The 14,316-nt window shown below is 74.0% G+C and carries 10 protein-coding genes, 1 pseudogene and 1 riboswitch; of the genes and pseudogenes, 5 read left to right on the plus strand and 6 right to left on the minus strand.

Annotated elements, in window-relative coordinates; translation table 11 throughout:
- Window positions 1-13: 13 nt before the first annotated feature.
- From purM to ET495_RS11405, 6 genes are all read right to left on the minus strand, one after another.
- On the minus strand, window positions 14-1,123 hold the full coding sequence (purM, locus tag ET495_RS11380; RefSeq protein ID WP_129204905.1) for a phosphoribosylformylglycinamidine cyclo-ligase: 1,110 nt from the start codon (window positions 1,121-1,123) through the stop codon (window positions 14-16).
- A 20-nt stretch (window positions 1,124-1,143) separates the two neighbouring features.
- Window positions 1,144-2,691 (minus strand): amidophosphoribosyltransferase, encoded by a 1,548-nt coding sequence (gene purF, locus ET495_RS11385; RefSeq protein ID WP_129204906.1) that lies wholly within the window; start codon window positions 2,689-2,691, stop codon window positions 1,144-1,146.
- A 10-nt stretch (window positions 2,692-2,701) separates the two neighbouring features.
- The gene (locus ET495_RS19180) at window positions 2,702-3,118 is read right to left on the minus strand and encodes a hypothetical protein (protein ID WP_129204907.1); all 417 of its coding nucleotides are present in this window, start codon (window positions 3,116-3,118) and stop codon (window positions 2,702-2,704) included.
- A 110-nt stretch (window positions 3,119-3,228) separates the two neighbouring features.
- Window positions 3,229-7,986 carry an ExeM/NucH family extracellular endonuclease gene (locus ET495_RS11395; protein ID WP_129206001.1) on the minus strand — a complete coding sequence of 1,586 codons (4,758 nt, stop codon included), beginning with the start codon at window positions 7,984-7,986 and terminating at the stop codon, window positions 3,229-3,231.
- Window positions 7,987-8,157: 171 nt separating this feature from the next.
- A complete protein-coding gene (locus tag ET495_RS11400; RefSeq protein ID WP_129204908.1) occupies window positions 8,158-8,529 on the minus strand; it encodes a sterol carrier family protein in 372 nt (123 codons plus the stop codon).
- A gap of 25 nt (window positions 8,530-8,554) precedes the next feature.
- A complete protein-coding gene (locus ET495_RS11405) occupies window positions 8,555-10,042 on the minus strand; it encodes an RNB domain-containing ribonuclease (protein ID WP_129204909.1) in 1,488 nt (495 codons plus the stop codon).
- Between the two features lie 152 nt (window positions 10,043-10,194).
- On the opposite strand from ET495_RS11405, the gene ET495_RS11410 reads away from it, so the two are divergent.
- The 5 genes and pseudogenes from ET495_RS11410 (at window position 10,195) to ET495_RS11430 (ending at window position 14,311) form a co-directional block, all read left to right on the plus strand.
- Entirely contained in the window at window positions 10,195-11,043 is an 849-nt protein-coding gene (locus tag ET495_RS11410) for a formate/nitrite transporter family protein (protein ID WP_245993039.1), read from the plus strand.
- A 101-nt stretch (window positions 11,044-11,144) separates the two neighbouring features.
- Window positions 11,145-11,270: riboswitch (SAM riboswitch) on the plus strand.
- 15 nt (window positions 11,271-11,285) lie between these two features.
- Window positions 11,286-11,681 (plus strand): annotated as a pseudogene (locus ET495_RS11415) (NADPH-dependent FMN reductase); the annotation flags it as partial.
- A 157-nt stretch (window positions 11,682-11,838) separates the two neighbouring features.
- Window positions 11,839-12,378 carry a flavin reductase family protein gene (locus ET495_RS11420; RefSeq protein ID WP_129206003.1) on the plus strand — a complete coding sequence of 180 codons (540 nt, stop codon included), beginning with the start codon at window positions 11,839-11,841 and terminating at the stop codon, window positions 12,376-12,378.
- Window positions 12,378-13,088 (plus strand): GNAT family N-acetyltransferase, encoded by a 711-nt coding sequence (locus tag ET495_RS11425; protein WP_129206004.1) that lies wholly within the window; start codon window positions 12,378-12,380, stop codon window positions 13,086-13,088. The genes ET495_RS11420 and ET495_RS11425 overlap by 1 nt, the downstream gene beginning before the upstream one ends.
- 8 nt (window positions 13,089-13,096) lie before the next feature.
- Window positions 13,097-14,311, plus strand: coding sequence for an LLM class oxidoreductase (locus ET495_RS11430; protein ID WP_129204910.1), 1,215 nt, complete (start codon window positions 13,097-13,099; stop codon window positions 14,309-14,311).
- The last annotated feature ends 5 nt before the right edge of the window (window positions 14,312-14,316 follow it).

Below are 14,316 nucleotides of genomic sequence, written 5' to 3' on the forward strand. Positions count from 1 at the left end.
CGGCCCGGCTCCCTCAGAAGCGGTAGTCGCCCACGAGGCGCACGGCGCCGCCGTCGACGCCCTTCGTGCCCGCGACCAGATCCTCCCGCGTCGCGGACGCGTCGAGCGGCGCGACCGTCCCGAGCTCCCAGGCGGGAACACCCAGTGCCGCCAGACGCGCCAGGGCCGCGTCGACACCCTCGGCCCCGACCACGGCGACCATCCCCACACCCAGGTTGAGCGTGCCTTCGATGTCGCCCGTGGGCACCTGGCCCAGCGCGCGCACCAGGCCGAACACCGGGGGCACCTGCCAGCTCGCACGGTCGACGGTCGCGACGAGACCCGCCGGCAGCACGCGGGCCAGGTTGGCGGCCAGGCCGCCACCCGTGACATGCGTGAAGGCGTGCACCTGCGCGGCGTCGTCGGCCGCGAGAGCCAGCACGTCCGAGGCGTAGACGCGCGTGGGCTCGAGCAGCTCCTCGCCGAGCGTGCGGCCCAGCTCGTCGACCTGCCGGTCCAGCTCCCAGCCCGCGTGCCGCACGACGGCGCGCACCAGCGAGTAGCCGTTGGAGTGCAGGCCGCTCGAGGCCATCGCGATCAGCACGTCGCCCGCGCGCACGCGGTCCGGGCCGAGCACGCGGTCGGCCTCGACGATGCCGGTCGCCGCGCCCGCGACGTCGTACTCGTCCGGGGCGAGCAGGCCGGGGTGCTCGGCGGTCTCGCCGCCGACCAGCGCCGTCCCCGCGACCTCGCACGCCTGCGCGATGCCGCGCACGATGTCCGCGATGCGCTCGGGGACCACCTTGCCGGTGGCGATGTAGTCCGTCATGAACAGCGGCTTGGCGCCCACCACGACGATGTCGTCGACCACCATCCCGACCAGGTCGAAGCCGATGGTGTCGTGCTTGTCGAGCGCCTGAGCGATGGCCACCTTGGTGCCGACGCCGTCGGTCGACGTCGCCAGCAGCGGCGCGCGGTACTCCTTGAACGCCGCAAGGTCGTACAGGCCGGCGAAGCCGCCCACTCCCCCGAGCACCGCCGGGCCGTGCGTGCGGCGCACGGCGTCCTTCATCAGCTCGACGGCCTTGTCGCCCGCCTCGGTGTCGACGCCGGCGGCGGCGTACGTCAGGCCTTCGTTGCTCAATGCTGCTCCCTGGTGGTGCGTCACGGGTGGGCAAGGGCGCCGGCGCCGCCCAGGGCGACCGACAGCGTGTGCAGGCCGTCCTCGGGCGCGCCGAGCGGCAGCTCGTCCTGCTCGAGCAGGTGCTTGCCGAGCTGGTCCTCGGGCGGCAGCTCGATCGGGTACTTGCCCGTGAAGCACGCGGCGCACAGCTGCGAGGCGGGCTGCTGCGTCGCGGCGATCATGCCGTCGAGCGAGATGTACCCCAGCGAGTCGGCGCCGAGCGACTGGCCGATCTCGTCGACCGCCAGGCCGTTGGCGATGAGCTCGGCGCGCGAGGCGAAGTCGATGCCGTAGAAGCACGGCCACGTGACGGGCGGCGAGGAGATGCGCACGTGCACCTCGGCCGCGCCCGCCTCGCGCAGCATCCGCACCAGGGCGCGCTGGGTGTTGCCGCGCACGATCGAGTCGTCGACGACGACGAGCCGCTTGCCGCGGATGACCTCGCGCAGCGGGTTGAGCTTGAGGCGGATGCCGAGCTGGCGCAGCGTGTCCGACGGCTGGATGAACGTGCGGCCCACGTACGCGTTCTTGGTCAGGCCCTGCCCGAACGGGATGCCCGACTCCTGCGCGTACCCGACGGCGGCCGGTGTGCCCGACTCGGGCGTCGGGATGACGAGGTCGGCCTCGACGGGGTGCTCCTTGGCGAGCGCCCGGCCCATCTCGACGCGCGCGGAGTGCACGGAGCGACCGTTGATGACGGTGTCGGGGCGGGCCAGGTACACGTACTCGAAGACGCACCCGGCACGCTGCGGCTCGGCGAACTTGCGCGACCGCAGGCCGTCCCCGTCGATCATGATGAGCTCGCCCGGCTCGACCTCGCGCACGTACGACGCGCCGACGATGTCGAGGGCCGGCGTCTCGGACGCCACGACCCAGCCGCGTTCGAGGCGGCCCAGCACGAGCGGGCGCACCCCCTGCGGGTCGCGCGCGGCGTACAGGGTGCGCTCGTCCATGAAGACGAGCGAGAACGCCCCGCGCAGACGCGGCAGCACCTCGAGCGCCGTCGCCTCCAGGGTGTGGTCGGGGTCCCCGGCCAGCAGCGCGGTGACGAGCGCCGTGTCGGTGGTGTTGCCGCGGGCGAGCTCGCCCCGGCGCTGCGCGCCGTAGCGCTCGGCGACCAGGTTGACGAGCTCGGCCGAGTTCGTGAGGTTGCCGTTGTGGCCCAGGGCCACGGTGCCCGACGCCGTCGCGCCGAGCGTCGGCTGTGCGTTCTCCCACGTGACCCCGCCCGTGGTCGAGTAGCGGCAGTGGCCGACGGCGATGTGGCCGCGCAGCGCGTCGAGCGCCGTCTCGTCGAAGACCTGGGACACGAGGCCCATGTCCTTGTAGACGAGGATCTGCTCTCCGTTCGAGGTGGCGATGCCGGCAGACTCCTGGCCGCGGTGCTGGAGCGCGTACAGCCCGAAGTAGGCGAGCTTCGCGACCTCCTCACCGGGAGCCCAGACCCCGAAGACGCCGCACGCGTCTTGAGGGCCCTTCTCGCCGGGCATCAGGTCATGGTTGAGGCGACCGTCAGGGCGCAAAGGCATGCCTCAAGTATCACACGGAGCGATTGGCGTCACGGCGCCGCACGCTGCGGCGGTCGACGACGCTCGCGACCAGGCCCGCGAGCAGGGTCGTCAGCGCCGTCGTGCCCAGGACGGTCACCGTCAGCCACACACCGGGCTTGCCGAGCTCCTGGTCGCGGCCCGGCTCGAACGTGGACAGCAGGTAGAGCCCGAAGGCGAGGCCCAGCACGAGGCCCGCGACGACGCCGACCACGAAGAAGCCCTTGTACCGGGGGGCCCGGCGGACGGTGGCCGGATCGACGAGCGCCCGCACGTCGACGTCGGCGGGCACGGTGTCGGGCACGGTGTCGGGCACGGTGTCGGGCACAGCCGCGGGCTCGGGTGCAGGCTCAGCCGCGGGTTCGGACTCGGGCGCGGGGGCGTGGTCTGGCTCGGGCGCGGTGCTCACCCGGCCAGGGTAGCCGCGTGCCCCCACACGCCCGCACACGCCGGAGGCCGGGCCCTCCCCTCGCGGGGACGGCCCGGCCTCGGGCGGTCAGGGGTGCGGCAGAGCCGGCGTCAGATCGCCCCCAGGTCCTTCCACGGGCCGTACGCGTCGGCCCCCGGCTCCTGGTTGCGGGTCCACCACTGGGCCTTCCAGCGGTGCCCGTCGTGGACCACCGTCTCGCCGCCCGTGTAGACCCACGAGCCGGTCCACTCGAGGAACGTGCCGGCCGGCGTCTTCACCTCGGCGCCGATCTCCATCCACGATCCCCAGGGCGAGGCGTCGGGGGCCGTGCCCAGCGTCCACCACTGGGCCTGGTACGCCGTGCCGTGGTAGGTCACCTTCTCGCCGCCGGTGTAGACGAGGCCCGGCAGGAACGCCGGGTACAGCGGGGCCGGGGCGGCCTCGACCGTGACCGGCAGCAGCGTCGTCGTGCCCGACGGCGTCGCGACCACCTTGAGCGCGTAGGCACCCGCCGCGGTCCCGGCCGGGATCGTGACGGCGACCGTGGCGGCACCGCCGCTGACGGCCGTCTCGCCCAGGGCGACGCCGTCGGACGCGGTGTCACCGGCGGGAACGAGCGAGACGGACGCCGACGTGTTGGCCGGGGAGCCCAGCGAGGTCAGGTCGAGCCCGCTCAGGGACGCCGTGGCCTGGCCCCCGGCCGTGACCGTGCCAGGCAGGGTGCCGGCGACGGTCCGCGTGCGGGCGAACGACGGCGTGAGCGGCGAGTTGGCCTTGATGTAGTCGATCCACGCGTCACGGTCGACGAGGCCCGAGTCGCGCACGTCGGTCGCCTGCGTGAAGGCGCGGAAGTTGTCGCCGCCCGTGCCGAGGAAGCTGAACGTCGCCACCCGGAAGGTGTCCGTGGGCTTGACCAGCGTGCCGTTCACGTAGACCGCCAGGACGTTGCCGCCCGGGGTGGCGTTGCCGTCGGCCGTCTTGGCGACCCACGTGACGTTGTCGGACAGGCCCAGGGCCAGGTACGGGCGCGACGGGCGCGTGCCGTCCGTGTTGGTCTGCCACTGCTGCTCGAGGACCTCCGTGAGCTGGGCACCCGTGAGCGTCAGCGTCCAGAGGTTGTTGACGAACGGCAGCACCGCGTTGGCCTCGGCGTACGTGATGACGCCGTCGTCTCCCTTGAGGAGCTCGGCCCGCAGGCCGCCCGGGTTGACGATGCCGATCTGCGCGCCGCCGCGCTCCGGGGAGGCGAGCGAGTCGCGCAGCGCGTCGCCCACGAGGTTGCCCAGCGTGGACTCGGACGCGCGGTCGTCGCGGGCGCCGCCCGCGAAGGCCGTCGTGATGTCGGCCGTGACCTTGCCCACCGGCTGCGAGCCGATGACGTCGGCCTGGGCGAGCGCCGCGTCGACGATCGTCTTGACCTGCGCCACGCGCGGGTAGGTGGCGACCAGCTCGGCCGCGGGCGTCGTCGAGCGGGGGACGTTCTCGACCGTGTAGTCGGTGACCTCGTCGGTCGCGGGGTCGACGGTCAGCGACGTGTGGCCGACGAACTCGCCGTAGTTGCCCGTCTGGATGATCGGGCGCGTGCGGTCGGTGCCCGTGATCGGGGCGTCCCACGCGTACTGCTTGTGGGTGTGGCCGGTGAGGATGGCGGCCACGCGCGGGTCGGTGTCGGTGACGATCTCGGCGAACGGGCCGCCCGCGGCGACCTCCTGCTCGAGCGTTGCACCGTCGGGCGTGCCGGCGGAGGCGCCGTCGTGCACGAGGGCGATCACGACGTCGGCCTCGCCGTTGGCGGGGTCGCCGTCCTTGAGCTGGGCGGTGACGCGGTTGAGCGCCTCGACCGGGTCGCCGAAGTCGAGGCCGGAGACGCCGGCCGGCGAGACGAGCGACGGGGTCTCCTGCGTGACGACGCCCACGAAGCCGACGTCGAGACCGTTGACCTCCTCGACGTCGTACTCCGGCAGTGCCGGTGTCGTCGTGCCCTTGGTGTAGACGTTGGCGCCCAGGTACGGGAAGCCGGACTGGTCGGCGACGCGGCCCGTGAGGTCCGCGAAGCCCTGGTCGAACTCGTGGTTGCCGACGGCGCTGACCTTCAGGCCCAGCGCGTCGAGCACGTCGAGCGTCGGGGTGTCCTGCTGGAGCGCGGAGGCGAACAGCGAGGCGCCGATGTTGTCGCCCGCCGAGACGAAGACGGTGCCGTCCGGGTTCTGGGCGCGCAGCTGCTCGACGGTGCCCGCGACGTTGACCGTGCTGGCGTCGATGCGGCCGTGGAAGTCGTTGAGGTTGACGATGTCCAGGTCGACCGGGCCGGGGTTGCCGGCCTCGCCGCGCGTGAGGCCCACGACCACCGGGTCGTGGTCGGAGGACGCGTAGGGGTCGGGCGCGTAGAAGAGCGTGCCGTGGTAGTTGTACCGGCTGTACTCCAGCGCGATGGACTCCTCGGCGTTGATCTCCCAGATGTCCGCGCCCGTCGCGCGCTCGAGCGCGGGGGCGTTGAGGAGCACGTGGTCGAGCGAGCCGGACAGGCCGCTGAACGAGTACGAGTACTGACCGCTCGAAAGGTGCGACGCGGCGTCGGTGTATCCCGCCGCGTAGAGCACCTGCAGCGGGTCCTCCTGCGTGTAGGAGTTGAAGTCGCCGATGAGCGCGACGGCCTCGCCCGGCTCGGTCACCGTGCCGACCCAGTCACGCAGCGCGGTGGCCTGGCGGACGCGGGACTCGTTGGACGAGCCCTGGCCGTCGCCCGTGTCGGCGTCGCCCGGCCAGGGGCCGGCCGACCCCTTCGACTTGAGGTGGTTGACCGCGACGAAGAACGGCTCGCCGCCGCCCACGGGCGCGAACTCCTGCCCGATCGGCTCGCGCGCGTTGTCGAACGCCTGCCCGGCGGCCGACGCCGTGCCCAGCGCGCGCGACTGCCCGACGCGCTCGACGGCGGCCGGCTTGTAGATGATCGCGTTGCTGATGACGTCCATCTCGGCCGGGTCCGGCAGCTCCGACGACGACGGTACGTAGGCCCACACGTCCGAGCCGGCCGCCTCGTTGAGGGCGGCGACCAGCGTGGCCACGGCCTCGTCCTTCGGCTCGCCCAGCGCGACCGAGTTCTCGATCTCCAGCAGGCCCACGACGTCGGCGTCGACCGCGTTGATCGCAGCGACGATCTTGCTCTGCTGACGCTGGAGGCTAGCGGCGTCCCACGCGCCGCGCGGGCCGTTGCCCGGGCACGTGTTGACCGCGATGGGGTTGCCCTGGCGGTCGGCGTAGTACGAGCAGCCGCCGTAGGCGTCGCCCGTCGTCGTGAAGTAGTTGAGCACGTTGAACGTGGCGACCTTGAGGTCTCCGCCCACGTTCTGCGGGGCCGCGGTGCGGGTGTGCTCGAACGTCACCGGCGTGGGGCCGCCGGCCGTGACCTGGTGGGTCGGGTTGAGCTTCCATGCGTCGTTGCGGTAGTCGACGATCACCGGCTCGGTGAACGTCACGGCCGCGCCGACCCGCACCGGGTCGTCGAGCGAGACGTAGGGCGGCGTCAGGCCGCTGTTGGCCGAGCTGAGGAAGTTGAGCGTCGAGGCGTCGTCGAGCACCACGCCGCGGGCGGCGTTGTCGGCCTTGATCGCCTCGGCCTCGGTGCTGCCCGGGCGGGCGGCGTCGGTCCACTGGATCAGCGGCGTGTCACCGGCGGCCAGGCCGACCTCCGAGTACTGGTTGGCCGTGTAGGCGTTGCTCACGGTGAACGCGCCCGGGGCGTAGAGCATCGACTCGATGGACTCGCGCTGCGCGGCCGAGCCCGGCCAGGCGGCCGTCGCCGGGGCGACCGGTGCGGCGTCGGGCAGGAGGGCCAGGTGCTGCGTGCCGTCGACGGTGATCTCGGTCAGGCCGTTGAACTCGCTCACGGTGCCCGTCACCTGGACGGTCTGGCCGACGCGGACCGCGGCAACCGTCGAGGACGAGTAGACGAAGACGGCGTCCGAGGCGGTGTGCGTCGTCAGGTCGAGCGCGCCGCCCGTGCCCGGCGTCTGGATGACGTAGCCGTTGAGGCCGCCGGTCGGGTAGGCCGCGGTGACGACGCCCGTCGTCGTGACGGTCTGGCCCACGAGCGGCGAGGCCGCGCCCGTGCCCTGGATCTGCGCGATCGTGTGCGTGTCCTGGCCCGGGGTGGCGGTCGGCGTGGGATCGGGCGTCGGCGTCGGCGTCGGGTCGGGGTCGGGCGTGCCGCCCGTGTCGGCGGCGTTGGCCGGTGTCGGCGCTCCCGCCACGAAGTCCGCGCCGTTGACGCCCGTGTTGGCGTGGTCGGCGCGCGCGATCGAGGTGCTGTTCGACGTCGCGGGGGCCGCGGTGGCTCCGGCCCAGGCGTTGACGCCCGATCCCCAGCCGACCAGGTCGACGACGTCGGGGACCGTGGCGCAGGCGGCGCCCGTGCAGCCCAGCCGCGTCGTGGTCTGGACGAGCGCGACCTTCGCGCCCGTGCCCGACATCGCGATGGTGCCGGTGGCGTCGGGCGCCGGCAGCGACGGCAGCGCGGTGTTCGCGCCGAACGCCTCGCCGACGAGGTAGTGCCCGTGGGCGGGGATGGTGCCCGTGAGGTTGGTCTGGGCGCCGTTGGCCCAGGTGCCGCCGCTCGACGCGTACTGGATCGACCAGCCCGCGAGCGAGACGGGCTCATCGGTGGTGTTCCACAGCTCGACGAAGTCCTGGCTCAGCGGCGCGCCGCTGTTGCCGCCGCCTCCGAACACCTCGTCGATGACGACCGGGGACTGCGGGCTGACGTTCGCCGCCGCGGGGGCGGCGAGCGCGAGAGTGGTAGGGACGGCGACGGCCGCGGACAGGAGCGCCGCGAGGGCGCCCTTCCTGCGTCGTCCGGCAGGGGACGTGATGGTCACACTGGCTCCTCGGTGAATGCGCTGGTGGCGGACACACGCAAACAGGCACAGGTGAACCGGTAGTGAACGTTCTCCATCGCGACGGCGTCCGCCGGACGGCGAGCGCACAGTGACCGGGATCACGCTGCGAGGGGCACCGTATCCGCAGGTTGTGACGCGGGCATGTCAGCGCTCGCGCGCCGCCTGCAACGGAAGGAGCGACGAGAGGTCCGAACGCTCGCCCGAGGCGCGCACGCGCCCGTCGTCGACGGCGTCGGCCCATCGCACGCGGCCGGTGACCAGGCCCAGCCACGTCTCGACGTCGGTCTCGACCACGTTGGGGGGCGTGCCGCGCGTGTGCCGGGGGCCGGGCACGGCCTGGACGGCACCGGCCGGCGGCACCCGCACCTCGACGGCGTTGCCGGGCGCGACGTCCGCGAGCTCCTCGAGCGTGAAGCGCACCGCCGTCGTCGTCTGCGCGCGCACGGCCTCACCACGCAGCCAGGCGCCGACGGCGGCGCGTCCGGCGGCGGGGTCGGTGCGGCGTCGGGCGGGCATGGCGCGACCCTATCCGCCCGCCCCGTCAGAGGCGGAAGCGGACGCGGCGCTCCGGCACCGACGCCTCGGCGAGCGTCACGCGCGTGCGCGCACCGAGCGGCAGGTTCTCACCGTCGACGCGGGCGCGCACCGCGGGGTCGCGCAGCACCACCTCGCCGCGGGTCGCGGGTCGGCCGTTGCGCTCCTCGACCTCGACGACGACGGCGTCGAACGTCTGGCCCACGCGCGCGCCCAGCAGCGCGGCCTCGACGACGTCGACGCACGAGCGCTCGAAGGACGACGCGACGCGGCCCGTCGTGCTCATGGTGCGCGGCAGGCCGGGCAGCGCGTCGGCGACCCAGCGCGGCACGTCGCGCCCGCCCGAGTGGGCGAGGCACACCTCGATGCCGTAGCGGTCCACGAGGCGGCGCAACGGCGCGGTGACGTGCGCGTACTCGGCGGCGATGGCGGCGTGGCGGGCCCCGCCCTCGGCGGCCGAGGCGCCGTCCGGGAGCCGTACCGTCGTGCCGTCCTCGCCGGGCACGCCGAACGCGAGGTAGCCCGCGCCGCGGAACAGCGTGGTGGCCTCGTTGAGGAACGCCGCGTGCGTGGGGCGGCGCGACTCGAGCCGGTGCAGCAGCTCGGCGTACGGCAGGTCGTCGGGCCAGTCGATGCCCAGCGCGACGGCGGTGCGGCGCAGGCGGGCCAGGTCGCGCGGGTCGGCGGGCGGCAGCGTGCGGAAGATGCCGACTCCGGCCTCGCGCATCATGCGCGCCGCCGCGATGCCGGTCAGCAGCGAGATCTGCGCGTTCCAGCCCTCGACGGGCAGGGTGCGGCGGAAGGCCAGGGCGAACGAGCCGTCGGGCCGCTCGACGACCTCCTGCTCGGGCACGTCGAGCGACACGCCGCCGCGGTCTCGCTCGCGCGCCTGGCGCAGCCGGCCGACGTCGGCGAGGAGCTGGAGCGGCTCGGGCGCGGTGCCGTCGTCGAGCGCGGACTGTGCCTCGCCGTAGGTGAGGCGGGCGCGCGAGCGCACGAGCGCGCGCGCCACGGTCGCCGAGGTGAGCTCGCCGTGGGCGTCGAGGCCGATCGTCCACAGGGCTGCGGGGCGGTCCTCTCCGGGCAGGAGGCTCGCCGCGCCCTCGGACAGCACGGGCGGGTGCAGCGGCGTGCGCGTGTCGGGGCCGTAGACCGTGGTGCCGCGGCGGTGGACCTCGCGGTCCAGCCGGCTTCCCGGCGTCACGAAGGCGGCGACGTCGGCGATGGCGTAGCGCACGATGTACCCGTCGCCCGACGAGGCCACGTGGACGGCCTGGTCGAGGTCCATCGAGCCTGGCGGGTCGATGGTGACGAAGTCCACGTCACGGCGGTCCTGCCGGTCGCGGGTGACGTCACGGGCCGCGGCGGCGCGCGCCTCGTCGTTGACCGCGAGCGAGAACATCGCGGGGAGGCCGAGCTCCGCTCGCAGCGCTGCGAGCGCGGCCCGCACCTCGTCGGAGGAGGTCGAGGCGAGGCTGAGGTGTCGGGAAGGCACGTCTCGACAGTAGGGCCGCGCACCGACGTCGGCGCGCCGACGCGGCCGCTGCACGGGTGGGTCGTGCCGCGCGCGCCCGCTCGCTCGACGACGATCAGCGGGTCTACTATGGTCTGACCACATTCCTGCCACGCCGAGAAGCAGAGGCCGTCGTGTCCGAAGTCCTGACCATCGCCAGCACCGTCTCGCCGACCGCCGTCGTCGACGAGATGGTCGCATCCGGGGCCTACAAGGCCGCGCGGCCCGCCCGCAAGATCATGGTGCAGGCGATCCTCGCCTCGTTCGTCTTCGGAGCCGTGACCCTGCTCGCGGGCACCGTAGCCACGCAGACCGGCATCACCTTCACCGGGGCGCTCGTCTTCCCCATGGCACTGGTCATCGTCATCCTGCTCGGGCTCGAACTGGTGACCTCGACCATGGGGCTCGTACCCCTCGCCTGGTGGCGCGGTCAGGCGCGCGGCGTCGACGTGTTCCGGGCGATCGGCTGGGCCCTGCTCGGCCACATCATCGGCTGCGGAATCTTCGCGGTCGTCGCCTGGGCCACGGTCACCGAGATGGGCCACACCATGGACGCGCCCGTCGCCGAGTGGATCCGGAACCTCGCCGAGCACAAGACCCTCGGATACCAGGCGCTCGGCGCCGGCGCCGGCCTCGGTCTCGTGTTCCTGCGCGCGATCCTGTGCAACTGGCTCGTCTCGCTCGGTGCCGTCATGGGCATGACGGCACGCACCACGGGCGCCAAGATCGCCGCGATCTGGCTGCCCATCACGCTGTTCTTCGGGCTCCAGTGGGAGCACTCGGTCGTCAACCTCTTCGTCATCCCCGCGGGCATGCTCATGGGTGCGGACATCTCGTTCTCCGACTGGTGGCTGTGGAACGAGATCCCCGTCATCCTCGGCAACCTCGTGGGTGCGGCGACGCTCACCGGAGCGGGCCTGTGGCTCGCGCACCACGGCACGCTGCCGTGGAACCGCCGCGACGCCGTCGACGCACCGCACTGACGTCGGCGGGACCACGCGTCCCGCACCGCGGGCATCCCGCATCGTGAGACTCATCACCCTGAGGGTGGACGTCCTCGCACGGCAGCCGTCAACTACTGCCAGGTCACGAGTCCCAGCGCCAAGTCCCGGCTCGCTGGGCAGCAACCCCAAGCCACGACGGGGTGCTCCGGGAGATGACCTGGCCGCCGGCCGCCCACGGGCGAGTCGCCGCGCGGCAAGCGTGCGACCACGAGGAGCCCACGATGCCCACACCCTCGTCCCCCACGACCCCGGTCGTCGTCCTCTCCGGCAACCCACGTGCCGGGTCACGAACCCTGACGGCCGCACAGGCCGTCGCCACCCGCCTCGCCACCCGGCTCGGCATCGGAACTGACGACACCCTCGACACCATCGAGCTGGCCGACCTCGCCGGCGAGATCCTCGCCCCCGCCCACCCGGCCGCCGACGCCGCCCGGCACCGCCTCGCCCAGGCGACGCTCGCCGTCGTCGCCACCCCCGTCTACAAGGCCTCCTACACCGGCCTGCTCAAGGCGTTCCTCGACCTGTACGGGCCCGACGGCCTCGCCGGCGTCGTCGTCGTCCCCGTCGTCGTCTCGGGCAACCCCGCCCACCAGCTCGCCGGGGAGGTCCACCTGCGGCCCCTGCTCGTCGAGCTCGGCGCCGTCGTGCCGACCCGCACGTTCGCCGTCACCGAGGCCCAGCTCGCCGACCTCGACACCGTCGCCGACGACTGGGTCGCAGCCAACGCCCCGCGCTCGAACGCGCGCTCGGCGCGGCGCTCGTGGGGTCGACGCGATGACCACCGAGAACCTCACCACGCTCGAGGTCCTGCTCGCCGAGCAGGACGAGCCGCAGCTCACGGCCGCGGCGTTCAAGGACGTCTTCCGCCGCCACCCGGCCGGCGTCGCCGTCGTCGCCCTGCGGCACGGCGACCAGCCCGTGGGCTTCACCGCGACGTCCGTGATCTCGGTGTCGGCCCAGCCGCCGCTGTTCGCGTTCTCGCTCGCGTCCTCGTCGTCGTCGTGGCCCGCCGTCAGCGCGGCGCAGACCCTCGCCGTGTCCTTCCTCGCCGACCACCAGGGCGACGTCTCGGCCCGCTTCGCGACCAGCGGCATCGACCGGTTCGCGGCCGGCGGCTGGACCGCGCTGCCCACCGGCGAGCCCGTGATCGACGGCGCCGTCTCCTGGATCCGGGCGCGCATCGTGCAACGCACACCCGTCGGCGACAGCTACCTCGTCTCGCTGCGCGCACTCGACGCCGGCACCACACAGGCCCCGCCGCTCGTCTACCGCGACCGGTCCTACCACCGCCTGAGCCACGGCACGGCGAGCTGATGACCGCCCTCGCGGAAACCGGCACGGACGTCCTCGACGCCGCGCCCTGGTCGTCCCTCACGGGGGCGCACGCGCACCTCGCCGAGGGCAACGAGCTCGTGCTGCGCTACCCCGCCGACGTCTCGCCCTTCGCCGCGGTGCGGTCCTGGGACGAGCCCGAGGTGTTCGCGGCGATCCTCGCCGTCGTCGGCCCCGGTGCGTCGTTCCCCGCGCCGCCCGACGACGTCGCGCTCCCGCCCGGGTGGGCGCGCGAGCCGCACCTTCCCGGCGTGCAGCTCGTCGAGACCGACGCGCTGCGGGCCCGCACCCGGCCGGACGACGAGGCCGTGGTGCTGGGCGCCGACGACGTGCCCGAGATGCTCGACCTCGTCGAACGCTCGCGCCCCGGACCCTTCCTGCCGCGCACCTACCTGCTGGGCCGCTACGTCGGCATCCGGCGCGACGGGCTCCTCGTGGCCATGGCGGGCGAACGCCTGCGCCCCACCGGGTGGACCGAGATCAGCGCCGTCACGACCGACCCCCGCCACCGGGGCCGCGGGCTCGCGACCCGGCTCGTGCTCGACGTCGCCCACCACATCCACGCGCGCGGCGACCGTGCGCTCCTGCACGCCGCCGCCTCCAACACCGGCGCCATCCGCCTCTACCAGACCCTCGGCTTCACGCTGCGCAGGACGACCGGCTTCGGGTCCGTGCGCACACCCGAGGCATAGGAGACATCATGACCATCCCCTTCTTCGTCGGCCTCGACGTCGACGGCGCGGGCGCCCACCCCGCGGCCGCCACGGCGTCCGGTCAGGCCCCCGCCGACCTGCTCTCGGGCGCACGACTCGCCCGCTCCGTGCGACAGGCCGAGAACGCCGGCGTCACGTTCGTGACCTTCACCGACGCCCTGCTGCCCGCCGTGACCGGCCACGCGTCGTCCGGACGGCTCGACGCCGTGACACGCGCCGCGTTCGTCGCACGCACGACGACGGCGATCGGCCTCGTGCCGCAGGTGCCCACCACGTACCCCGAGCCGTTCCACGTCGCCGCACAGCTCGCGTCCCTCGACCACGCCGCCGCGGGGCGCGGCGGGTGGCTCGCGGGCGTGACCCGCACGCCCGAGACCGCCGCCGCCTACGGCCGCGCGGCCGTGGACGACGTCGAGCGTGAGGCGCGCGACGTCGTCCAGGTCGTGCGCGACCTGTGGGACACGTGGGAGGACGACGCCGTGATCCGCGACGTCGCCACCGGACGCTACGTCGACCGCGACCGCATCCACTACCCGCGGTTCGAGGGCGCCAGCTTCTCGGTGACCGGCCCCCTCATCACGCCGCGACCGCCGCAGGGCCAGCTCGTGGTGCTCGCCGCCGCGGGTGACGTCGCGCCCGGCTCGCGCGAGCCGCTCGTCGACGTCGCGCTCGTCGGCGGGACCGGAGCCGCCGACGCGACGGCGGCGGCGCTGGAGTCGCGGGCACGGCCCGCCGGCTCCGCGCTTGGCACCGCAGGACCGGACACGTCGCAGCGAGGCACGGCCCAGGCCTCCGATGCGCGCGCCGTCGACGGCCGTGCGCCGCGCGCGGGCGTCGAGGTCGAGGTGGTGCTCGACGCCGACGGGCGGCGCGCCGCCGACCGGCTGCGCGACCTGGACGCCGCCACACCCGGCGGCGTGCGCTCACCGTGGGGCGCACCCGCACCGTCGGGCACGAGCCCGCTGCGCTACGTCGGCGACGGCGCCGGACTCGTCGCGCTGCTGACCTCGCTGGCCGCGAGCGGTGTGGACGGTGTGCGCCTGCTGCCCGCGGTGCTCGACACCGACCTGCGCGCCCTCGTCCGCGAGGTGCTGCCCGCGCTGCGCGCCGCCCGCGTCGTCGTCCCGCCCCGGCCGGGAGCCACGCTGCGCGAGACGCTCGGCCTGCCGCGACCCGCCAACCGCTACGCACGCGTCGCCTGACGCCC

Source organism: Xylanimonas allomyrinae (assembly GCF_004135345.1).
In the GTDB taxonomy this organism is placed as follows: Bacteria; Actinomycetota; Actinomycetes; order Actinomycetales; family Cellulomonadaceae; genus Xylanimonas; species Xylanimonas allomyrinae.